This is a genomic window from Streptococcus rifensis (assembly GCF_053203525.1).
The window spans coordinates 23,073-45,832 of record NZ_JBRUCW010000018.1; the positions used below are offsets into that span (position 1 = coordinate 23,073).

Genomic DNA, 22,760 nt, shown 5'->3' on the forward strand with positions numbered 1-22,760 from the left:
AGTCACCTTTTCTCTTACTTATACAAACTTTCACCGTTTGTCGCAATCACTTCTTTGTACCAGTCAAAGGACTTTTTCTTGTAGCGCGCCAAGCTACCTGTGCCATCGTCATTACGATCCACATAGATAAAGCCGTAACGCTTGCTCATTTGAGCGGTTGAAGCTGATACCAAGTCAATTGGACCCCAGGTGGTGTAGCCCATCAGCTCAACGCCATCTTGAAGGGCTTCCCCAACTTGCACCAAGTGCTTTTGCAGGTAATCAATGCGGTAGTCATCTTCAACAGTTGGTCCATTAGGACCATCCACTAAGACATCCTTAGCCCCCAGACCATTTTCCACGATAAAGAGTGGCAACTGGTAACGGTCATAGAATTTATTGAGGACTAAACGCAAGCCAACAGGGTCAATCTGCCAGCCCCACTCAGACTCCTCAAGGTAAGGATTGGTAATGCCACCCATAATGTTCCCGCGACCACTGTTGTAGTCTTCTGGGTTGTGGGCCTGAGCCACACTCATGTAATAAGAGAAGGAAATAAAATCAACCGTGTGGGTTAACAGTTCCTCATCACCGTCTGCGAACTGGATGGCAATGCCATTTTCCTTGAAGAAACGCTTGATGTAATTTGGATATTTCCCACGCGCATGAATATCTGAGAAAAGGTAGTTTTGGTTTTCAAATTCATGAGCTGCCAACTGATCCAAAGGATTTGAGGTCATCCCATAAGCAGGCATGGCCAGAACCATACACCCGATTTTAAAGTCGGGGTTGATGTCATGGGCAATTTTAGTTGCCAAGGCTGACGCTACCAACTCGTGGTGAACCGCTTGGTAAAGGTCTTGCTTAGAAAGCTTCTCATAAGGTGTCGCAATTCCACCGGACATGAAGGGTGCATGAAGCACTGAGTTAACTTCGTTAAAGGTCAACCAGTATTTCACCTTGTCCTTGTAACGCGTAAAGACCGTACGCACATAGCGCTCGTAAAAACCAATCAAGTCACGATTTGCCCAACCATTGTAGGCACGCGCCAGATGAAGAGGCGTTTCGTAGTGAGAGAGGGTCACCAAAGGCTCAATACCGTATTTGGCTAATTCGTCAAAGACCTTATCATAGAAGGCAAGGCCAGCTTCATTGGGCTCTAACTCGTCACCATTTGGGAAAATCCGTGACCAACCGATCGACAACCGGAAGGTCTTAAAGCCCATCTCCGCAAAGAGTGCAATGTCTTCCTTGTAGCGGTTATAAAAATCAATCCCAACCAACTTGAGGTTATCATCAGTCGGCCCCTCTGTGATCAAGGGATTGTGGTCACCAGGCTTAGCAGGAACCCCACCTTGAGGGGTAACATCCTGAACAGAAAGCCCCTTGCCATCTAAATTATAAGCCCCTTCGAACTGGTTCGCGGCAGTCGCCCCACCCCAGAGAAAATCCTTCGGAAATGTGTAAGTCATAGTAAACTCCTTTAGTTAAATTATTCTATTGCTCAATCTCTTAAATCAGATTGTTAGTTCAATCTGGTTGCCCTCAGCATCAAGAATACAAGATTCATAGTAGCCATCACCTGTCGTTCTTGGGCCGCTGACATGTTTAAAACCATCTTCTAAGAGTCGCTTCGTTAAACCATCAACGGCTTCCTTAGAGCCCAAACTAAAAGCCAAGTGAGCAAAGCCTAGCCGTGTTGATGTTTTGGGCAAATCAACTGTATCGTCACGTGTCATGATTTCAAGCCTCGCCCCATCGGAAAAGGTCAGAAAATAAGACTTAAAAGTGGTCTTGTGATTATGATAGAGCTGATTGCTTATCGCATCAAAATAGGTTTCAAAAAATAACCTAGCCCCCTCAAGATCGTCAACATAAAGAGCAAAATGCTCCAGCTTCATGAAACAACCTCCTTTATCAAATCATTCCATTTATAGTATATCCCTTTTCCATGACTTTTTCTTAGCTTATTCTCTTAAAAACTGATACTATAATAGTATCACAGGATACAAAGCCCGTTAAGAAAAGCGTAGGAAAATGGCGGTAAGTCAGAAATCTTCGATTTCGTCGACGCACCCCGGTCAGGACGACTAGGACTTTCGTAGATGTTTAATCAAGAAAGTTCAGACGTCTACGACCTCATGATCATTAGAAAATACTATCTCGTTAAAGTCTCGTTAAAGACCTTTAGCCTTTTAGCCCGTGTTCGACTACACAGGATACAAAGGGCGTTAAAAAATCCGTATAAAAATAGGAAAGAGACGACGAGTCTTGAGACTCTAGGAACTTTTTGAATTTTATCTAGCTTTTTAGGGCGAGTTCAACTATCACAGGATACAAAGGGCGTCAGCGAGCCAAGCAAAAACAGGAAGGCTGACAAAGAGCTCAAGTGTCTAACCAATCAACTCTTTTCAATCTTTAACAATGTCAAACTATTCCCTTTTATGATTATATAGGAGACTTCATGGCTGTTCAAGAAATGATTCAGGACTATCGTCAGTCGGTCCAACATAAAAACCGTTTATTACCCGTTACGGTCAAACACATCACCGTTCAAAATGGCATTCCCGATATTCTCTTTCATTGGCACCCTGAAATGGAATTGATCCTCGTACGTGAGGGTTCGGCTAATTTTCATATCGACTACGACCGATTTGTCAGCGAAAAAGATGATATTATCCTCATCAGGCCAAATGGTCTGCACTCCATCCACCCCATCCCTGGTCAAGACCATGTCACAGAAAATGTCATTGTCCATCTAGACTTTTTAGGAGCAGCGCAGATGGATCAGGCTAGCATTCAGATGCTGCAACCCCTGCAAAATGCACAATCTAAATTCATCATGCGCATCCAACCAAGTGACCTTGGTTATCAGGATCTACGAGACACTTTGGAACGAATCATAGAAACAGAAAGGCAAAAACCAGCCTTTTACGAATTGGAACTCAAGTCTCTGTTAACTCATTTTATCTTTGCGGTCTATCAATATGATTACGTTCGTCAAAAAATGACGGATGATGCCTATCGCAAAAACGAAAAAATTAGGGCTATTCTGGAATTTATCCATCATAATTACCAACGTCCCTTGACCATTGCTGAGTTGGCTCAGGAGACTAACTACAGCGAAACCCATTTTATGACCTTTTTTAAAAGCCAAACAGGAACTTCTGCCATGGATTTCATCATCCAGCTCCGCTTACATGCCGCTACACAGGAACTAAAACATTCGGTAAAACCTGTTTTACGCATCGCAGAGGAGGTTGGCTTTAATAACCTTTCCAACTTTAACCGTCAATTTCGCAAATACTATCACCAGACCCCAAGCCAATATCGAAAATCAAAACAAATCAAAAAATATTAAGAGTATTGAAGACAGTAATCGTTTATTCTAAAATTTTAAAAAGCGAACTTGATATCGTTTGTTCCAAGTTCGTTTTTTCTGAGAAAATTAAGATTTCATACTCATTTAACATCAAAATATGAATGCTGAAAGATAGGTTTGCTTGTTTGTTGTCAGCGATGATAAGCTAAACTGTTATCATCTCTTTGTTAATGGTTTGGAGAATTGGTTACAACTCAAACACTTGGAAAATTAGCATGCATCATCAGATTTTGATTTTATTTGAGTATCACTTAGTCCCTGTGTCCTTTGTTTGTAAAATTAGTTGATTTCCTTAAACTTCAAGAACGAGGGGCTCTTTTTAACAGAAAATCTAAATATTGCATGAACCTATTTCTAAGGTAATTTTCTGAAACAGCTTGATTTTTTCACTGAAAACGGTATAATAAGGCCAACTTCATTTTCAAAAAGGAGATACGAATGGATAAGAAAAAAGGTATTGTTATTGGACTTGCAGCAGTTGTTTTATTGACCTCCCTCTTTAGCTCTTCCCCTAAAAAGGCTGAAGTGGATGAAAGCAACTCTAATACTAGCCTCAACCAACTATTTGGATTTGCCAACACATTAACAGAAGAAATTGTCGAAGAAGGTGATGCTCTCAACCGTATCTTAGTCATTCCTGTTAAAGGAACGATTGGTGTTGACAATGGACAATATGTACACGAGCATATATTAGCGTCTATTGATAAAATCAAGGAAGATACTTCTATCAAAGCGGTTCTTTTTAGCATTGACTCTCCAGGTGGGGACGTTTACGCCACTCGAGAAGTTTATGATAGAATGAAGGAAGTTCAGGCTGAAGTGGATATTCCAGTTTATGCTTCCATGGGCCATACGGCAGCCAGTGGCGGCTACTATCTTGCCATGTTAGGCGAAAAAGTATTTGCCTCTGCTGAGACCGTAACAGGCTCCATCGGTGTACGAATGGGAGGGTATGAAATTTCAGAATTACTTGCTAAGTTAGGAATCAAATCACAGATTATTAAGTCAGGGGAAATGAAAGACATCATGTCTGACTCTCGTGAAATGACCGCAGAAGAGCGTCAAGTCCTTCAAACTTATGTGGATGAGTCCTTCCAACGCTTCGTAGATGTTGTGGTTGATGGTCGAGATATGTCTGAAGAGCAGGTTCGAAAATTGGCTGATGGCCGCATTTACAGTGGAGCCCAAGCTAAAGAAGTTGGCTTAATTGATGAATTCGGTTATGAAAAGGAGGCTTTACAAGCCCTTCGTGATGACTTCAATTTAGACAATGCTCAAGCCTTTACCTATACCACACCAGATTTAGGTTTCGGCAATCTCTTTCCAAGTTTCCTAGGACAATTAGGCCTCACCTCCCAAGAAACACCTGCTGACCAATTAGATAAAGTCATCGAAAAAATCGACTCACTTGATGACATGACACTAGAATACCGCATGCAAGGAGGGTTCTAATATGGAACAACTTCCTCTTAAAAAGTGGCCGAAACAAATTTTCGGCGGTTTTTGGATTCGGCTAGCTGCCTTTCTCATTGACAGCCTGTTGGTTAACGCCATTACTAAAATCTTACTCAATTTGTCTGTACACTATGTTGTCGCACCGGCCGATGCCAGAGGACAATGGTGGTACTCACTGATTAAACTCATCATTGTTTTAGCTTATTTTTCAGGAACCATGCTTTATTTCAAGGGCCAGACTGTTGGTAAATACCTGCTCAACTTAAAAGTTGTCAATTTTAAAACAGGCCAGTCAGATTTGCAAACCCTATTGGTTCGCGAATTGGCAGGACGGACTATTCTCCACTTTCTGCCAATCGTAGCAGTCACGCTAGTCTTTACACGGCATCGCCAACACCTTATGGACATGTTGTGTGATACCGTAGTGATTAATCTCAATCAGGTTGATTATTTTAAAAAAGCCCGTGAAGCTCAACTCATTTTACCGAGTGATGTAGCTGAACCTATTTCTATTAGTACCTCATTACCATAAGGAAGCCTATTCTCAATAGGAAACAGAGCATCAACTGCCATAACACTATTTTTAAAACTGAGTTCTTTACTCAGTTTTTTTGAATTCTTAGAATTTTTCCATAGATTTTAAAGCGTTATTATGATATAATTAGTTTAAATATTTAACGTTATTAGTTTTTTAATCATAAGTTCACAAAAGGGAGGTACCTTATGGTAAAAAAATCATTTTGGAAAAATGCGTTCTTTCCCCTCATGTCACTCGTTATATTTGCTACACTGTTCGCCAGTATGTTAACCGTTCGAAGTGGCCTGCCTGCTAAACCGTTGATCTCATTTTCATCCGGCCTTTTAGCTTATTCCATGATGCTTACAGTTACGTTTATGGCATCGCGTCCTCGATTTATCGAAAAACATATTGGATTGCCAAAAATGTATGAAATTCACGCACTAATGGCTGTTGTCCTTTGTGTCACTGGCTTACTTCACGTTATCCTACAATGGAATGGATTTGCCAATATGTTTAACATCATTGACCAATCTAATCTTTCAACCACTGGTTTTATCGCTGTTTTTTCACTCATTTTGGTTATGTTTACGGGAATCTTCTCACTGTCAGGCGTGTTTGTCAATCACAATGCTAAACTCCGCGCTTTTAAAAACAAGCAAAACCGAGAAGTCAGTCTCTGGATTCACCGCCTCGCTATTGTGGCAATCATTGCGATTTACCTGCATATCTTCCTATTGGGCTTTGGTGGAATTTTCCAGTGGCTGATAACCGCATACACTGTCCTTTTTTTGGGATACTACGCCTACTGGAAATGGTCAATTGCGAGCAGTGATAAGTATACCGTTTCGGTGATAGAACGCCTTCGTCATGATGTGTGGCGTCTCGTTTTAACTCCTAAAAATGGAAAGACAAAACACTATCGTCCTGGTGATTATCTCTTTGTCCGAATGCTTGATAACGCATTAACTCGGGAAGGTCATCCATTTTCAACGACCAGTGCCAATACGGATCAAAACATGGAATTCATGATTAAAGAAGATGGTGACTGGACAGGACAGCTTGATAAAGTAACCGTCGGTAATGCCGTTACTTTAGAAGGACCGCATGGCAATTACTTTCCTGAGCAGCTAGACTCAGAACCAGTGGACTCTAAACCATTTGTTCTCTTATCTGGTGGCATCGGTGTAACACCAAACTTAAGTATTGCCCGACATGAGCTCGCTCATAATACACAAAGAGAAATCCACTTTGTCTGGGGACTTGCTATTGAGAAAGATATCTTCCTCTTACAGGAGTTAGAAGAAATCAAAGCTAAAAACCCAAATTTCTCCTATCACCTTATTTTTTCTAATGAAACTGTTGAAGGTTACGATCAAGGCTTTATCACTAGTGACTATCTCGCTAAAATCGGAGCCGATCTCTTCCAAACAGCAGAATTCTTTGTTTGTGGGCCACCTCCTATGTTAGCAGCTGCTCAAGAAATGCTAGCTAAAGAAAAAGTGGATCCTGAACGCATTCATATTGATGAATTTGGTTTTTAAAAGAAATCTTTCACCATTAATCATGCTGATACTAAAGAGAACGAAATAGGCTGGACTTAGCGTCCAGCCTATTTTAGTACAGTTCTTGATTTTTATATGGATTATCTTATGCGCCATCAGGAGAGAACAAGAGACTCCATTCTTGGTATATGGCTCATTTGACCACTTTCAGTCGCTATTCCCAATAAAGCCCCATGAAATCATTCATTTCAGTGTAGGCTGTATCAATGCGTGCTTGTGTTTCACTATCTAGCAAGTCACGGTGTTTTCCGCCTGCAATAAAATCTTCCAATATCAGCGTCTGGTAGTTATATAAAGTATACCCTTCTGGGGAGTAACGCCCATTAGGCGTGCGTTGCACCCATGTTGGATGCGCCTTAGCCGTTTTAATGACTGTAGTATCTCCGGTTTTTTCAAAGACCACGTCCATCAATACCCCACGTTCTGTCCACTGGTAGTTGGCAACACCTTCCATGGTTTCCATACGTTGATTGGAGATAAAATTTCCCATTGAATAAATAATGAGTTTTTGTTGGCCGTCTTTCTCAACTGTTTCAGAAGGTTCTGCTACGTGTGGATGCCCGCCAAAGACCACATCAGCACCCCAATCAATCATTTTGTGGTAAAGAGTAATCTGCTCTTGGGTCGGTTCTAGGCTATACTCAATACCCATCTGAGGCATAATAATCGTCACATCTGCTGCTTGTTCGGCAGCTTCTATTTCTTTTTGCATCTGAACCTCATCCAAGTTGGACAAATAATTTGCCTGTTCTTCAACGGATAGATTAGCCTCCATGCCATTAAATCCATAGGCATAGGCCAGAATCGCAATTTTGATGCCATTGACTTCTTTGATTAATGGCGGAGCAGTTGAACGATTGCCTTCTGGATAGACACCCACCGTGTCGATTCCAGCATCTTCAAAAGCCTTGGCTGTTGACAGCAAGCCAGAAAGATAAGAGTCTAAAATATGATTGTGCGCCAAATCCATGACATCATAACCCGCATTCTTAATTGCGTCAACGACCTCTTTAGGCGCATTAAAAAGGGGATATCCAGCTAAAGGGAGCTCTGGGGCAATCGTTCCTTCAAAATCTCCAATAACCAGATCCGCTTGATCAAACCAAGGTTTTACATATTCAAAATTCAGATTGAAATCGTAAGTTCCGTCATCCTGAAGGGCAGACATATAGATGATATCATGGTACAGCAAATCCCCATGAGCCATGACCCGGGCTGTCGTTTTCTCACGCATCTCATCCTCTTCTGTTGTATCGCTTGAGACAGTCAAAGCCCCTCTAAAAACGACCTCGTCTTGTTGCCATTGGTGAAATAAAAAAGTGAATCCCACTAATAAAAAGGCCAGAAGGGCTACTAACATCGAGAAGGTTTTAGAATTAACTAAAGACTTTTGAGATTTTTTCTGACGTGACATAGGCTGTCTCCTTAGTTTAGTAACCTTATTGTAACAAATTTTACAAAAAAGGTCACTTTGGAATAAAAGGCTTACAAAATTTGCCAAATTAATCATACTCAGCTAACTGATCAAGTGCTTCTGGTAGTTCTTTTCCCTTTTTCACTAATAGGGCCTAAAGTTTTACCTTACCAGTCTTCCTTAAATAAACTTCCTCAACGAAAACAAAAGGAATGGGACAAATAGAGTTTTCCCATTCCTTTATTTTTTCTTTTATTGCTTTAAAAAGTTGACGCGTTCCTTAGTATTGGAAATCAGACTGATCAAGCGGTCCACTGAACCAGCGGCCATTCAACACTTGTTCGTTTAAGATTTTCTTCTGCTCAGCAGAAAGACTACCATCAGCTTCCATTTTCGCAATAACGTCTTCAGCAGTCTCGCTATCAGTCGTCATTTCAAGCTTAGCCACAGACTTATCCGCATCTAATAGGAGAACTTCTTGATTAGCTGCTGTCCAGACAGCCCAGTCTTTGCCGGGTTTTCCGGTAGCAATAAAGTCTTTGAGATGCCCTTTAAAGGCAGTTGCTAGAGCAGCTTGCCCATCGTTATAAAACTCCTCACCGATTAAGCTTGTGTAGTTAGACGGTGTTTGGAGGAAAGGTTCAAAGACACCATGGTAGGCTGATAACCCATTAGCAAGACTTGGTGTCACTTCAGCATTTGCTCCATAAGCAATCTCACCAACATAGATTTCTGATTGGTAGTTACCGTCTAAGATACGGGCACTTTCAACACCGTTAGAGAGACGATAGAAGTCACCACCATAGTTGCGAGCATAGAGAAACTCAGCCATCTTGTCCTCATCTTTGGCAAGGTTACCGCTAGTAAAGTCTTCCATGAAGTACTTGTCAAAGGCAGCAAAAAGAGAGAATTCACTGGTGCCTGTCACTAACATCAATGGCACATCGTTAAAGGTTGCCCCGTCAAAACCATCTTTTGGCAAGACATGCCCATCTTTATAGAGGTGCGGGAAGACAGACATGCGGATGCTAGCATTGCCCATCAATGGAGCCAATCGGCCAGCCTCTAAGCCATGGAGATAGTCAGCCACTTCTTTAGCATCTGTAAGCAACCAAGCCACTGCGTCTTCCTCAGTATCCTTGACCTTATCTTCAACCACTAATGGCGCAAACGCTTTAGCGAAGATTTCTTGGCTCTCCGCTTCATCTGCTAGAGTAATCCCACCACTGAAGGAAATCGCCTTGTCATATTTATCCTTAAACAGAGGCGAAATTAAGGTTGCCATCACATCACGACCACCTGCTGAGAAACCAGCCAGGGTTACATTGTCAGCATCACCACCGAAGGTTTCAATGTTTTCCTTAACCCAATCCAGACCAGCTGCCAAGTCAAGTAAGGTATAGTTACCTGAGTTTTTCTCATCCGTACCTGTCTTAAGGGCTGGCAGTGGGTTAAACCCAAGCGCACCCAAGCGATAGTTGAGGGATACATAGACCGCATTGACATCATTGACAAAGGTATTCCCTTTGATTTCCTGGGCTGTTCCTGTTTGGTTGTTGCCTCCGTGAACAAAGACAATAACTGGCAGGTCTTTGGCATCAGTATCTGGGCGAACGATATCTAAGTTAAGTGCATCTTCGACCCCGATTTGTTCCCCATTTGAGAGTTGAAGAGCTGGCTCACCCGCTTTTGTAGCATCAAAAGTCTCCTTCCAAGCCTCAACAGGCTCTGGAGCCGTCCAGCGGTCCGTCACCTGAGCATAGGGAACACCAAGCCACTCGATGACTTTGTTTTCTTCATCTTTTTGCCCTTTCACAGGCCCACTCTTAACCGTCTGTTCCACCTCTTGGTTAAAGGCATTGCCATGATCTGTCGTCTGATCTGTCGTCGCACAACCTGCTAGAGCTAAAGTAGCTATCCCTAGAACGGCTGTCCATTTGCTTAAAAATTTTTTCATCTTAATCTCCTATTTGCTTTGCGCATTCATCCATTCGAAGATGTTGCTATGGGACGCTTGACTGTTGCCACCGTATCTCGCATTGCTTGGTTGGTATGCTGAAGCCATATCTGAAACAGCTTTTACAGCTTCCGGGTCCTGAACACCAGTCACTTGGTCATTGAAGAAGTAAATCCAAGACCAGTGGCCCATGTATTGGTTTTCAGGGATATCTTTGCCTTGAACGGTTTCATAGTAAGATAACCAAGCGTTGTCTGCGCCAGCTTTCAAAAGCGCCTGATAAGTTGGTAAGACATAGCGATCTGGTAGGACGACTTCATCGTCTGCTGACATGACAAACCAAATTGGCAAGTTTTTCAACGTCGCTAATTTCTCTTCTGTGACAAAGATTTGCCCATTTGGAATAAAGCTAGCTGTTGTCCCGTCACTCGCTTCTTCCTTAGCGTAGGTTCCGTCTGGGTTTCGCTGGTAATCATAAAAGGAGTAGGCTTCTGCTAATGGGTAAGCCGCTGCAAAATAGTCTGGGTACTCAATCGCCATGTTCATGGTCATGTAACCACCGTTTGAGCAACCGCCCAGATAGATACGATTAGTGTCCACATCTGGATTGCTAGCCACATAGGCCTCAATCGCTGCCATCAGGGCTTCTGTGTAACGGGATTTTCCAGCCCCAGCGCCATTAGTACCATCTCCCTCATCCATCCAGTAGGTCGGTGTTTGAACGGCCAGCACATAGGCACCTTTTTCCGCCTCATCACCTGTCGCACTGTAGTAGCTCTGGATATCATCTCTGGTTAGAGCAGTCACTTCATTGCCTAAGAGGGTGATGTCAATGTCTGTACCGCCTTCTCCCTGGCCATGGAGCCAAATGACCAATGGGCTCTTAGCTGCCGTTTCTTTCAAATGCTCTGGCTCATAGGCAGCATACTGGAGAGTCACTTCTTCTGAGTTTCCTGTCAGCGGATTATTGTAATGCCCTTGGTGTTGCCCACGCACATTAAAGGCATCAGTGTCGTTCATGATCCGCTTGTTAATAGCGTCGGTACTGTAATCAAGGACCTTTCCAGCAACCGTGAGTCCTGATATCTCGACAGGGTATTCTGTAACCCATTCGTTCATCATAGTGCCTAAATTAAAGTTGAAGGGCGACGCATTATCTGGAGACGCAAATGCATAGGTCACCTCTAAGTCCAAAGCAACGTATTTACTAGAGCCATCAACCTTTTGCCCCTTTTCATCTGACAGATACGCTGATGTTACCTTGCGGTCTACTCCCAAGGTTTTAACCGAAATGTCATCTGCAGTCATATCGGATACCTCTTGATCAAGCTCGACTACCAGAGCGGAAACAGAGGGGCCCCATTCGTAGCCTGATACTTCGATTTTAGCATCTTTTATGGTCGCTTTACTGGTCTCTTTTTTACTGGCCTGACTACAAGCCACTAGCCCTAAAATGGCTGTCGCAGCTAATAGGTATTTCAACGTCTTTTTCATACAAACCTCCAGTTATTAGTAATCGCTTACATTTTATAGCAAGAAAAAAGGTAAGCCGTTTCCGGCATACCTTTATAAAGTTGTTATTTCACTATTTCTAGCAAGTCATGTCCAGCTTGAACTGCCCCTGCCGTTGTCGCAGTCACGCTAGCAAAGTCTGCTGTGTTAGTTACAATAATTGGTGTGGTTACAGGGAAACCTGCCGCCTTGATCGCTTCGATATCAAATGATACAAGTGGCTGACCAAGTGTGACACGATCACCTTGTTTCACATGGGCTGTGAAGCCTTTTCCATCCAATTCAACAGTATCCATACCGATGTGGATCAAAAGTTCCGCACCGTTATCTAATTGAAGACCAATCGCATGGTTGGTTGGGAAAAGAAGACTGACTGTTGCATTAGCTGGTGCAAGCACTTCGCCGACACTTGGCTCAACCGCAACACCTTGACCCATAGCACCCGATGAGAAGACAGGGTCTTTCACATCAGCAAGAGCTACCACATCACCAGTCAATGGGCTTGCCAAGATCGGTGATACTTCAGTTGTTGTAGAAGCTTCCACAGCTGCTACTGGAGCAACTGCTTCAGCACTAGGCTTTTTTACAGGAGCCTCCGCTGGAGCTTCTCCATAAAGAGTTGGAACTGGAACAAGCATTTGGATAGCAAACGATGCCACGATAGCTACTACCGTAAATCCAATCATAATCCACATCGGAGTTAATCCTTTTTCTGGACTTACATAACCAGGGTACATAAAGACACCAAGTGCCCCCATTGCATGGTTCTTAATATCAAAGAATGACAACCCTGCACCAATTAAAGCAGAAACCACACATGAGATATAGAATGGGGTTTTCATGGGAAGCGTTACACCATAGATAGCTGGCTCTGTTACACCGAAGATTGATGAAATCAAGGCTGGCGCAGAAATCGTTTTAACCTTTTGTTCTTTAGTCTTAAGCATGATTGCAGCAAGGACACCCGTTTGTGTAAAGTTTGGCAATGCAGCTGCTACTAAGATGTTTGACCATCCGTTTTGAGAGAATTGAAGAATAGCCAGTGGAACAAGTGCCCAGTGAAGACCGAACATAACCATAACTTGCCACAAACCACCAAGAAGCAATCCATAAAGAAGTGGACTAAAGTTCATGACCGCTGTAAATGCGAGTGACAACATATCTGAAATAAAGTTTGCTATCGGTCCAACAACCAAGAATGTCAATGGAACTGTCACTAAGATTGTTACAAAAGGTACTACAAAAAGTTTTACAACATCCGGGGTGACCTTACGGATATTCTTTTCAATAAGAGATCCAATCCAAATAGCAAGAATTACAGGCATTACAGTTTGAAGGTAGCTACCTGATGCAGGAAGTGCAAATGGAATACCAAATACATTGGCCAAACCACCTTCTTTTAAGGCTGTTACAATTTCTGGCAAACCAGGGTATACTAGAGCAGCTGCGATCGCCAACGCTGTAAATTCATTCATCTTGAATTTACGGGCAGATGTCAAAGCAATCATCAATGGCAGGAACTGGAAGAAGCCATCTCCAGCAGCATTTAAAATAGCATAGATAGCACTATTTGCGGAGTTCCAACCAAGTGTCGCCCCAAGAATTGCAACGATACCCTTAACAATACCGGCAGCTGCCAATGGCCCGAGGAAAGGTTGGAAGATACCAGAAACCAAGGCTACAAAGCGGTCAAAAAGGTTACCTTGTGGTGCATCACCTTCATCGATGTCAAGGCTACCGCCACCCGCAAGTCCTGCTTCTTTAACCACTTCAGCATAAACATCTGGTACATGGTTACCAATAACCACTTGGTATTGACCACCCGCTTTAACAACGGTCACCACACCGTCGCGTTGCTTTAGGTAGTCTGTGTCAGCTTTGCCTTCGTCCTTCAAGGTGAAACGTAAACGTGTCACACAGTGTTTCAAGTCAGAAATGTTTTCTTTGCCCCCAACGTGAGCAATAATATCTTGTGCTAATTCAGTATATTTAGCCATGAGATACTCCCCTTAAATTTTTTTAATGGCTGATCATTGTTCTCTTCTGGTACCTGTCCGAGAAACAAAAGAAAAACCTAAATAAATATCAAACAATAGACCTTCTGAGAATGCTCAAAAAGTGGGTATTATTTCACATTTACTTAGGTTTTGCCTGCATGACCAGTAACAATCCATGAACTTATTCTAACACATTTCAAAAATAATGCAAGCGTTTTTAAAAAAATTTTTTAAAATGGCAAACGGTGCCTTTTTCCCGATAATTTGTTAGACTATTAGTTAGTTAGATAAATTCAAAAATGATCTTTGTCAAAGGAGTAAATCATCCATGAAAAAAATCACTTCTATCATCTGTTTAATGATGTCAGTCTTTCTAATGAGTGCCTGTCAGAAAGAAACCAAAACGGCTAGGGAGACTGAAACTGCTATGACCACTGACACTATTGATTGGTCCAAAGCAGGTCCAGATGCCAGAGAAAATCATATCACCTTTAACCAGGTCATTCAAGATGTTGAAAATGGTGCGGTTTTTTATGACGTTCGCTCAAATGAAGAATTTACCAAGCAAAATTTTGGCCTGACTACCAATTTTCCCATTACTGAGTTAGAGGCTGGCAACTTGCCTGACCTCCCTAAAGATCAGAAAATCTATGTGCATTGTCAGCTTGGCATTCGGTCTGCAGCAGCTACTAAGATCCTTCGAGATGCCGGTTACACCGCAGTCTATGATTTGGGAGGTCTTGCCCAGGTCGAAGCCATTGGAGGTCAGCTGTCTTCTCCTTAAATAAATGAAACTTCAACAATGGTGGCTCAAGTAGACCCACCCGACATAAAACTCCGTTTTCTTCATTGAAAACCTAACCTGCTAAAAAGGACTATTTAAATGATTGAACTTGTTGCATCTGATATGGATGGTACGCTTTTATCCGACCATGTTTCCATCCCCCCTGACAACATTGCAGCTATTAAAGCATTAGCCAAACAGGATATCCCCTTCCTGGTCTGTACAGGCCGAAATTTACAAATGGCCCAAGTTGCACTTGAGCCCTACAATATCATTTGTCCTAAGATATTATTAAACGGTGCCATTGTTTATGATGTTAATGACCAAATTTTAGAACGATCTGAGATTTCCAAAGACAATGCTCTGATCCTGCTCCAAAAAGCGACTGAGCTTGGATTGTGTGCTGAACTAATCACTGAAGAAGCAGTCTACATTAGTGAGCGTCAAGCGCGCCTAAAAGTTTTTAAGACAGATCTTTTAAACGAAAAACCTCACCTTTCAAGTGCTGAACTTGAAAAAGAAATTTTAGATATCGATGCCAAATTAATGGCGATAGAGGTTAGCTCATTTGACGATATTCTTAATGATCCTAATCAGCATGCTCTTAAAATTAGCCTCATGGATTCTGCTGGCCCTGAAGTTTTTGCCCCAATCATCACTTATATTAATGAACACTTGCAATCTCTTACCGTCTCTTCTTCAGGTCGTTCTAACATAGAAATTACTCATAAAGAAGCTCAAAAAGGCCTGGCCTTAGCGCGTTATGCTTCAAGAGTTGGCATTAATTTAAACAACAGCATCGCATTTGGAGACAATTTTAATGACGTCAGCATGCTTGAAACGGTCGGCCATAGTTTTGCCATGGCAAATGCCGAACCAGAAATTAAGGCCCTTGCTCGCTATCAAACAGTGGCTAACACTGAAGCTGGAGTTGCTAGAGGGCTAGCTCAGCTCATTTCCCTATAGACATTACCATCGGAATAACCCAAGAGGCCAAGGCATCTGCCTTGACCTCTACTGCATATTCAGTTGTATTTAAGCCGAATCGATGAACGATAGACTAAACTATACTTTAACCTTGTTGATATCAAACATCTAAGGTTTTTCTAGATTAAACATTCTTTCATGGTAGCTTATCTACAAATCTCACAATTGTCTTTCGCTATTCTTATCAGAATCTCACGCTATGTGTAGATGCTACTCGCTATTGGCTATAATTCTTATCTTGATTAATATTGTTACCTCCGTGACAGACTCTGTCGTCTGTTCCTTTTGGTAAAATGCCTGCGCATTTAACTTATAAATCTAGATTATGCTTTAAAACGTAGCGATAAACAATAGAGTTACTTTCCATTAAGCATAAGGTAAACACCCTATCACTAAATGTAAATCTCAGTTGTCACCGTTCTTGTACCGACTCATATTCATCTTAAGCATATACATACCTCCAATAAATATTTTGTGCGATGTGAAGAGCCTCTGTCATTCGAGAATCGTCATCCTCTCCTCACCAAGTCTCTCCATAAGTGATATAAAATTGCCTAGGCCAGATAATCTTATCGTGTACTTGAATAAGGTTATCTTCTTTATGGTTTAATTATATCGCAAACGCTTACAAAAGTCAAGGTTTTGCTCTTTACTTTTTAAATTTTATTCAACAAAAGCTAAAAAAGTCGTCAAAACGGCTTTTCTTAGTCCATATAATGCAATTTCCCGCGGAAGTCTTCAATTGAGTCGTAACCTTTTTCAGCCATGATTGCCTTGAGTTCTGCTGTCACGCGCTCAAAGATTCCCACACCTTCTTTTTGCAACTGGGTTCCAATCTGGACCATGCTGGCACCGCAAAGGATGTGTTCAAAGGCATCACGACCTGTCAGAACACCCCCTGTTCCGATAATCTGGATCTCTGGTTTTAGTCTTTGATAGAAAGCATGGACATTGGCAAGGGCAGTTGGTTTAATATACTGACCACCTAAACCACCAAATCCTTGCTTGGGTTTGATGGCTACTGTCTCATCTTCAATATAGAGCCCATTTCCAATGGAGTTAACGCAGTTGACAAAGGTCAAGGGGAATTTATTGAAGACTGCTGCTGCCTGGTCAAAATGCACAATATCAAAATAAGGGGGAAGCTTCACACCCAGAGGTTTTGTAAAATAAGTGAATACTTCTGTAAGTAGGTTTTCTGTTGTTTCAAAATCATAGGCAATTTGTGGCTTGCCTGGAACGTTAGGACAAGAAAGATTAAGCTCAACAAGGCCTCGATAAGCAGATGCCTCTACTTTTTTTAGAATAGTATGCGTCTCATCTGGTGATAGTCCTACTAAAGATAAGAAAAACGTTTCTTCTGGAGATGAGGCTTGCAACTCTAAAAGGTAGTCCAGATAGTAGTCCAAACCTTGGTTGGGCAAGCCCATGGAATTGATTGATCCTAGAGGAACCTCATGGTAACGAGGCTCTGGATTACCTGCTCTAGATTCCAATGTTGCTGTCTTAGTGACAAAGGTCCCTGCTGCAGAGTGACGGACTGCTTCAAGTTCTTCTCGTGTCATGCAATAGACACCTGCTGCGTTCATGAGAACATTTTTAAACTGAAAATTCCCGATACGAGATGCTGTTGAAACCATAGTCCCTCCAAGAGTTGTTTTTCTTTTTAGTATACCATAAGATTTCAACTTTAGTTGATAGGAACCAGGTATAGCTTTACTTCTCAATCGGCAACTTCATTTTAGAACTTTCATCTGAAAAAATATTAGGTAATTTTCTGAAAATTCCAACTTTCTGATTGACAGATAAAGTTTTGATGTGATATAATTTACCATCAAATGAATTAAGGAGACTACAAATGACAGCAGCAAAAACATACATTGACCAAGCCTTTGAGACTGTTAAAGCGCGTAACCCCCACGAAACTGAATTTCTCCAAGCTGTGCAAGAACTTTTTGATACTCTAGAGCCTGTTTTTGAAAAACATCCAGAATATATCGAAGAAAATATTTTGGAACGCATTGTTGAACCTGAACGCGTGATTTCTTTCCGTGTTCCTTGGACTGACAAAGACGGTAAGGTGCAGGTCAACCGTGGCTACCGTGTACAGTTCAATTCAGCTGTTGGTCCCTATAAAGGCGGCCTTCGCTTCCACCCGACGGTTAACCAGTCTATTTTAAAATTCCTCGGGTTTGAGCAAATTTACAAGAACGTCTTGACTGGCCTACCTATCGGTGGTGGTAAAGGGGGATCAGACTTTGATCCCAAAGGCAAAACAGACCGTGAAGTGATGAGCTTTGTCCAAAGCTTTATGACGGAATTGCAAAAACACATCGGTCCTTCGCTTGATGTACCAGCTGGTGATATCGGCGTTGGTGGCCGTGAAATTGGTTATATGTTTGGTCAATACAAACGTCTCAACCAATTTGATGCAGGTGTCCTAACTGGAAAACCACTTGCTTTTGGCGGCTCCTTGATTCGTCCAGAAGCAACAGGTTATGGTTTGGTATACTTCACTGATGAGATGCTAAAAGCCAATGGCAAATCCTTTAAGGATCAAACTGTCTTGATTTCTGGTTCTGGCAATGTTGCCCAGTTCGCCGTTCAAAAAGCAACTGAGCTCGGGGCAAAAGTGATCTCTGTATCAGATTCTGATGGTTACATTATCGATGAAACAGGTATCGATTTCGATCTTTTAGTCGACATTAAAGAAAAACGTCGTGCTCGCTTGACCGAATATGCCGCTGAAAAAGCCAGCGCTAAATACTTTGAAGGTTCTGTTTGGAACTATGAGGGTCCTGCCGATATCGCTCTCCCATGTGCCACTCAAAATGAGATTGATGGGGATAAAGCCAAACGCTTAGTCGCTAATGGGGTATACGCCGTCGCTGAAGGAGCTAACATGCCTTCTGACCTTGCTGCTATTACTGCCTACCGTGAGAATGGTGTCCTCTATGGTCCTGCCAAAGCAGCTAATGCTGGTGGTGTTGCTGTCTCTGCGCTCGAAATGAGCCAAAACAGCCAACGCTTGTCTTGGACGACTGAAGAAGTCGATGCTCGCCTTAAAGATATCATGACCAACATTTTTGCTACGGCAAAAGATACGGCTGAAACGTACGATTTAGGAATTGATTATTTAGCTGGAGCTAACATCGCGGCCTTTGAAAAAGTAGCCGATGCCATGATCGCACAAGGAATTGTTTAATTTTTGTTACAAGTGAAAGTCTTCTGATAATACGGGAGACTTTTTTTATACCTAATTGTTAAGAAGTGTTATATTTTTCATTAAAAAAAGAGCAAAACGAAATATTTTTGCTCTTTTTTTCTTTTATAATAGGTGTTACGGTATTATGAAGCTATTAAACAGTTCATACAAATAACAAAGGAGATGGTTAGATAATCATGACTCAAAGAACCAAAAAACACCTTAGCCAAGCAGGATTAGCCATTGTTGCTGCCACTGCTGTCAACACCCTCGGAACGGCTTCTGCTGAAGCAGCCAGCCATACTGTTCAAGCTGGAGAATCTTTCTACAGCATTGCAACCGCTTATGGTATGGATACCACTCAATTGGCAAGCAATAATGGAAAATCAATCTACGATGTTATCAATCCAGGTGATGTTCTACAGGTCAATGACCCAGCTCCAGTGACGCCTGCATCAAGTCCCCATACTGTTCAATTTGGTGAATCTTTTTACAGTATTGCTGGCTTGTATGGTATGGATCCTTTCCAACTAGCTGCCAACAACGGAAAATCAATTTACGATATCATCAATCCGGGCGATGTCTTGCAGGTTCAAGCAAGCTCAGTTGCTCTGCCTCAAACGCAATCTTATACTACCTCTAGTACCTCAGATCCCTATGGTACACAGGATGTTGAAGGTGTAGTCCTCAATACTCCAACCGATCATGGGAATTCCTTTCCTATTGGTCAATGCACTTGGGCTGTTAAAGAATTAGCGCCTTGGGTTAATAATTGGTGGGGGAATGCCAAAGATTGGGATGAAAATGCGATTGCCCTTAATGGCTATTCCGTTGGTGTGACGCCTGCAGTCGGCGCTATTGCTGTTTGGGATGGTGGAGATTTCGGCCATGTTGCCTATGTCACTTCTGTCGCATCCGACACTAGTATTCAAGTTCTAGAATCCAATTATATGGGGCAAAAACAAATTGCCAACTACCGTGGCTGGTTTGATCCTACCACCGCCCAAGGACGTGTCACTTATATCTACCCGTGGTAATTCATTGCGTGTTGATTTAACTCTTAAAAAGATGGACTTATCCATTACCTCGAGCCATGAAAACAGCAGCAATACCCTAAAGTTAATACTAAAAAAGTTTGAGACAGATGTCCTGTCCCAAACTTTTTTATGATTTATTAGAAAATACCTATGATAAATTTCCTTTCATTCACGAAGCCTTGACATTGGGCACACCCTCTTACTCGACCTAATCTTTTACCCCAAGTCGCCTTAAAGCATTAAATGCAGAGATATCGAATCAGTAGCCTCTTTATAGGATTTGCAGAGGTGTTCGGGAGAAATTGCAGCCCCATCTCTTTCAACATCCTTTATTTCCAGGTATAAGGTTGTTGGATAAATTCAATCCCTTCATCCCTGAGGGCTTCTTGGTAGCGCCGGTATACCGCTTGGTGTGTGGCAGATTGTTTCCCATTTTCAACAAAAAGATGAATTCTTAGGACTGTCTGTCCATTTACTGCAACCTGGGGTCCAAAGATTGTTGGAGCTTGTTTAATCACTGGCATCTCAGCCACCAACTCCTTATTGACCTCTTCGATGATCTGGTATACTTTTTCAAGGTTAACCGTGACTGCTAAAGGCAGGTCCACCTGAACCCGCATATCCCCTCTCGACAGATTGCTAACGACAAGGATATTGCGATTGGGGATAAAATGAAGGGTCCCATCGAAATCCCTAATTTGTGTTGTCCGAATGCCGACACTGTAGACATGACCGGATAATTTGATGGCTCCATTTGTTAAAATAACGGAGTCTCCGACATCAAATTGGCGTTCCAAAAGGATAAAGAAACCATTGACCAAGTCCGAAAGAAACCCTTGAGCTCCTAATCCTATGGCCACGCCTGCTATACCAGCACCCGCTAAAAGAGAAGACACAGGCAAACCCAAAATACTTAAAATGGCATAAATCAAAAAAAAGTAAAGGACATAGTTAAGGGTGTTTTCAATTAAGCGCGTCAAAGTATGTTGCCGGTTATTGTCGTGAGTTAATTTTAAAGATGGCGAGATAACCCTTTGAACGATAAATTGGATCAGTATTTTAAGAATAAAAAATCCTATGATTAGCAAAACCAAAGAAATGATTTTACTGATAACTGCTGTTATCAAGGTTTCCCCATCAAATTGGGTAAAGTAATTTTGAATCACTGTTGACATAATGCTCCCTTCCTGATGGTTACCATTATATCAAAAACTCTCACAAGCTCCTACTCCAAATGGTCTAAGTAGTGTTTGGTTTCCACAATAATAACGGGTGATAATCCTAAAATAGCGATTAAATTCGGAAAGACCATTAAAGCATTACAGATATCCGCTAACACCCAGACCAAATCTAATTCTAAAAAGCCTCCTAAACCGACCATCATAACGAATAGGATACGGAAAACCACGATATTTTTTCGACCAAAAATAAACTCAAAACACCGTTCTCCGTAGTAACTCCAACCTAAAATTGTCGTAAAAGCAAACAGCGTCAAACTCAAGGTCAAAATCAAGGGACCGATACCTGGCATAGTGGTATTAAAGGCTGCCTGAGTCATAGCTGCTCCTGCAGCGTCTCCTGACCAGACGCCTGTTATCAATAGAACAATACCTGTCAAGCTACAAATAACAATCGTGTCAATAAAAGTCCCTGTCATTGAAATAAGGCCTTGTTCAGCTGGCCACTTGGTTTTAGCTGCTGCTGCTGCGATAGGAGCAGATCCCATACCCGATTCATTTGAAAAAACGCCTCGGGCCACCCCATTTTGCATAGCTGTCCGGAGCGTTGATCCTGCAAAGCCACCTAAAGCAGCCATTGGGGTAAAGGCTCCTTCAAAAATCATCGTTAACACTTCTGGCACTTTTTGCCAATTGAGGACAACAATCCAGAGGCTAGCTAGAAGGTAAAATACTGCCATAAAAGGAATCACTTTAGTCGATACCTTAGAGATCGACTGAATCCCACCAAAGGTTATGATAGCAACTAAGATAGCCAACAAAGGGGCCATAATCGTTGGCGACCAATTAAAACTCCCCTGAAGGGCACCGGTGATGGCATTCACCTGAGTAAAGGTTCCCATGCCAAAAAACGCTACGGATAAGCCAGCTAAGGAGAAGAAAATGGCTAGAGGACGCCACTTCTCACCCAGCCCTCTGGTGATGTAATACATGGGTCCACCTGAAATACTGCCGTCGGAATTGACCTGACGGTATTTTATGGCCAAGACCCCTTCTGCATACTTAGTTGCCATCCCTAAGAGACCGGCCACCCACATCCAAAAAAGAGCCCCTGGTCCACCAGCTTTAACCGCTGTTGCTACCCCGACGATGTTCCCTGTACCAACAGTAGCTGCCAAAGCCGTACAAAGAGCCGCAAAACTCGACACATCCCCATGTCCGACATTATCGGCTTTAAAAATCAGGCGAATCGCTTTGGGCAATTTTCGTAATTGTAAAAAACCAAGACGGATGGTCAGATAGAGCCCAGTCCCCATTAAAAGGAACAAAAGAGGTGGTCCCCATATCCAAGCATCGACAGTCTCTAAAAGTTTTAACATAAAGGCTCCTTTCCGATGACAACTAAACAGCCAGCCGAGATGGCTGGCTGAAAATCGTAGGAAAAAGCAATTGCTTTTGCTCTGTCCTTTTGCCTGAGAGTTTCGGTAGTGTCCCTTGCCCCTTCGGCGCCATCCTCATGATGGTCTCTCCAGAGTTCCGTCGATTTAACAGTCAGAACAGCTCCGTGTATTCTTTCTGAAAAACGTCAATCGGTAATCTTTTTTTGTTTATTTTATCACAATAATTAGGCTTGTCAAGTAATTTTCAGAAAATATTGATTTTTCTATCATTCGAAAGTGATAATGTCCTAGTTAGATCGAAGGTAAAAATGTCCCATCTGTTATTCTAGTATCATGCAAAGGATAGACTTAACCATGACAGAAACAAGAAAATACCAGACCATTAAGGCTG

General features: G+C 42.2%; 17 protein-coding genes and 1 riboswitch. Of the genes, 8 read left to right on the forward strand and 9 right to left on the reverse strand.

Features of this window, described 5'->3' with window-relative positions; translation table 11 throughout:
• Positions 1-14: 14 nt before the first annotated feature.
• Positions 15-1,451: a glycoside hydrolase family 1 protein gene (locus ACVRYP_RS09875; protein ID WP_447468545.1), complete on the reverse strand. Its 1,437-nt coding sequence runs from the start codon at positions 1,449-1,451 to the stop codon at positions 15-17.
• Positions 1,452-1,496: 45 nt separating this feature from the next.
• Positions 1,497-1,880, reverse strand: a complete 384-nt coding sequence (locus tag ACVRYP_RS09880; RefSeq protein ID WP_447468546.1) for a VOC family protein — start codon at positions 1,878-1,880, stop codon at positions 1,497-1,499.
• A 563-nt stretch (positions 1,881-2,443) separates the two neighbouring features.
• Here ACVRYP_RS09880 and ACVRYP_RS09885 point away from each other — a divergent pair.
• From ACVRYP_RS09885 to ACVRYP_RS09900, 4 genes are all read left to right on the forward strand, one after another.
• Positions 2,444-3,340, forward strand: coding sequence for a helix-turn-helix domain-containing protein (locus ACVRYP_RS09885; RefSeq protein WP_447468547.1), 897 nt, complete (start codon positions 2,444-2,446; stop codon positions 3,338-3,340).
• 459 nt (positions 3,341-3,799) lie between these two features.
• Positions 3,800-4,813, forward strand: a complete 1,014-nt coding sequence (gene sppA, locus ACVRYP_RS09890) for a signal peptide peptidase SppA (RefSeq protein ID WP_447468548.1) — start codon at positions 3,800-3,802, stop codon at positions 4,811-4,813.
• A gap of 1 nt (position 4,814) precedes the next feature.
• A complete protein-coding gene (locus ACVRYP_RS09895) occupies positions 4,815-5,348 on the forward strand; it encodes an RDD family protein (RefSeq protein WP_447468549.1) in 534 nt (177 codons plus the stop codon).
• A 191-nt stretch (positions 5,349-5,539) separates the two neighbouring features.
• Entirely contained in the window at positions 5,540-6,877 is a 1,338-nt protein-coding gene (locus tag ACVRYP_RS09900; RefSeq protein WP_447468550.1) for a ferredoxin reductase family protein, read from the forward strand.
• A 175-nt stretch (positions 6,878-7,052) separates the two neighbouring features.
• Here ACVRYP_RS09900 and ACVRYP_RS09905 read toward each other — a convergent pair whose 3' ends face one another.
• The 4 genes from ACVRYP_RS09905 to ACVRYP_RS09920 all read right to left on the reverse strand — a co-directional run bounded on the left by ACVRYP_RS09905 (position 7,053) and on the right by ACVRYP_RS09920 (position 13,778).
• On the reverse strand, positions 7,053-8,312 hold the full coding sequence (locus ACVRYP_RS09905) for a CapA family protein (RefSeq protein ID WP_447468551.1): 1,260 nt from the start codon (positions 8,310-8,312) through the stop codon (positions 7,053-7,055).
• Between the two features lie 280 nt (positions 8,313-8,592).
• Positions 8,593-10,269: a carboxylesterase family protein gene (locus ACVRYP_RS09910; protein ID WP_447468552.1), complete on the reverse strand. Its 1,677-nt coding sequence runs from the start codon at positions 10,267-10,269 to the stop codon at positions 8,593-8,595.
• A gap of 9 nt (positions 10,270-10,278) precedes the next feature.
• Positions 10,279-11,763 (reverse strand): prolyl oligopeptidase family serine peptidase, encoded by a 1,485-nt coding sequence (locus ACVRYP_RS09915; protein WP_447468553.1) that lies wholly within the window; start codon positions 11,761-11,763, stop codon positions 10,279-10,281.
• Between the two features lie 83 nt (positions 11,764-11,846).
• Positions 11,847-13,778: a beta-glucoside-specific PTS transporter subunit IIABC gene (locus ACVRYP_RS09920; RefSeq protein WP_447468554.1), complete on the reverse strand. Its 1,932-nt coding sequence runs from the start codon at positions 13,776-13,778 to the stop codon at positions 11,847-11,849.
• Positions 13,779-14,106: 328 nt separating this feature from the next.
• Between ACVRYP_RS09920 and ACVRYP_RS09925 the strand changes: the two genes are divergently transcribed.
• On the forward strand, positions 14,107-14,562 hold the full coding sequence (locus ACVRYP_RS09925; RefSeq protein WP_447468555.1) for a rhodanese-like domain-containing protein: 456 nt from the start codon (positions 14,107-14,109) through the stop codon (positions 14,560-14,562).
• A 99-nt stretch (positions 14,563-14,661) separates the two neighbouring features.
• Positions 14,662-15,528 (forward strand): Cof-type HAD-IIB family hydrolase, encoded by an 867-nt coding sequence (locus ACVRYP_RS09930; protein ID WP_447468556.1) that lies wholly within the window; start codon positions 14,662-14,664, stop codon positions 15,526-15,528.
• Positions 15,529-16,253: 725 nt separating this feature from the next.
• Here ACVRYP_RS09930 and ACVRYP_RS09935 read toward each other — a convergent pair.
• The gene (locus tag ACVRYP_RS09935; RefSeq protein WP_447468557.1) at positions 16,254-17,189 is read right to left on the reverse strand and encodes a dihydroorotate oxidase; all 936 of its coding nucleotides are present in this window, start codon (positions 17,187-17,189) and stop codon (positions 16,254-16,256) included.
• Between the two features lie 218 nt (positions 17,190-17,407).
• On the opposite strand from ACVRYP_RS09935, the gene gdhA reads away from it, so the two are divergent.
• The gene (gdhA, locus tag ACVRYP_RS09940; protein WP_447468558.1) at positions 17,408-18,754 is read left to right on the forward strand and encodes an NADP-specific glutamate dehydrogenase; all 1,347 of its coding nucleotides are present in this window, start codon (positions 17,408-17,410) and stop codon (positions 18,752-18,754) included.
• Between the two features lie 197 nt (positions 18,755-18,951).
• Positions 18,952-19,791 carry a COG3942 and LysM peptidoglycan-binding domain-containing protein gene (locus tag ACVRYP_RS09945; protein WP_447468559.1) on the forward strand — a complete coding sequence of 280 codons (840 nt, stop codon included), beginning with the start codon at positions 18,952-18,954 and terminating at the stop codon, positions 19,789-19,791.
• Positions 19,792-20,120: 329 nt separating this feature from the next.
• Here ACVRYP_RS09945 and ACVRYP_RS09950 read toward each other — a convergent pair whose 3' ends face one another.
• Positions 20,121-20,966, reverse strand: coding sequence for a mechanosensitive ion channel family protein (locus tag ACVRYP_RS09950; RefSeq protein ID WP_447468560.1), 846 nt, complete (start codon positions 20,964-20,966; stop codon positions 20,121-20,123).
• Between the two features lie 50 nt (positions 20,967-21,016).
• Entirely contained in the window at positions 21,017-22,348 is a 1,332-nt protein-coding gene (locus ACVRYP_RS09955; protein ID WP_447468561.1) for an alanine/glycine:cation symporter family protein, read from the reverse strand.
• 71 nt (positions 22,349-22,419) lie between these two features.
• Positions 22,420-22,511, reverse strand: a riboswitch (glycine riboswitch).
• Between the last annotated feature and the right edge of the window lie 249 nt (positions 22,512-22,760).

Coding starts and splice junctions, on each gene's coding strand:
- ACVRYP_RS09875 (WP_447468545.1), bottom strand. CDS start 1,451: ATGACTTACACATTTCCGAAGGATTTTCTCTGGGGTGGGGCGACTGCC.
- ACVRYP_RS09880 (WP_447468546.1), bottom strand. CDS start 1,880: ATGAAGCTGGAGCATTTTGCTCTTTATGTTGACGATCTTGAGGGGGCT.
- ACVRYP_RS09885 (WP_447468547.1), top strand. CDS start 2,444: ATGGCTGTTCAAGAAATGATTCAGGACTATCGTCAGTCGGTCCAACAT.
- sppA (WP_447468548.1), top strand. CDS start 3,800: ATGGATAAGAAAAAAGGTATTGTTATTGGACTTGCAGCAGTTGTTTTA.
- ACVRYP_RS09895 (WP_447468549.1), top strand. CDS start 4,815: ATGGAACAACTTCCTCTTAAAAAGTGGCCGAAACAAATTTTCGGCGGT.
- ACVRYP_RS09900 (WP_447468550.1), top strand. CDS start 5,540: ATGGTAAAAAAATCATTTTGGAAAAATGCGTTCTTTCCCCTCATGTCA.
- ACVRYP_RS09905 (WP_447468551.1), bottom strand. CDS start 8,312: ATGTCACGTCAGAAAAAATCTCAAAAGTCTTTAGTTAATTCTAAAACC.
- ACVRYP_RS09910 (WP_447468552.1), bottom strand. CDS start 10,269: ATGAAAAAATTTTTAAGCAAATGGACAGCCGTTCTAGGGATAGCTACT.
- ACVRYP_RS09915 (WP_447468553.1), bottom strand. CDS start 11,763: ATGAAAAAGACGTTGAAATACCTATTAGCTGCGACAGCCATTTTAGGG.
- ACVRYP_RS09920 (WP_447468554.1), bottom strand. CDS start 13,778: ATGGCTAAATATACTGAATTAGCACAAGATATTATTGCTCACGTTGGG.
- ACVRYP_RS09925 (WP_447468555.1), top strand. CDS start 14,107: ATGAAAAAAATCACTTCTATCATCTGTTTAATGATGTCAGTCTTTCTA.
- ACVRYP_RS09930 (WP_447468556.1), top strand. CDS start 14,662: ATGATTGAACTTGTTGCATCTGATATGGATGGTACGCTTTTATCCGAC.
- ACVRYP_RS09935 (WP_447468557.1), bottom strand. CDS start 17,189: ATGGTTTCAACAGCATCTCGTATCGGGAATTTTCAGTTTAAAAATGTT.
- gdhA (WP_447468558.1), top strand. CDS start 17,408: ATGACAGCAGCAAAAACATACATTGACCAAGCCTTTGAGACTGTTAAA.
- ACVRYP_RS09945 (WP_447468559.1), top strand. CDS start 18,952: ATGACTCAAAGAACCAAAAAACACCTTAGCCAAGCAGGATTAGCCATT.
- ACVRYP_RS09950 (WP_447468560.1), bottom strand. CDS start 20,966: ATGTCAACAGTGATTCAAAATTACTTTACCCAATTTGATGGGGAAACC.
- ACVRYP_RS09955 (WP_447468561.1), bottom strand. CDS start 22,348: ATGTTAAAACTTTTAGAGACTGTCGATGCTTGGATATGGGGACCACCT.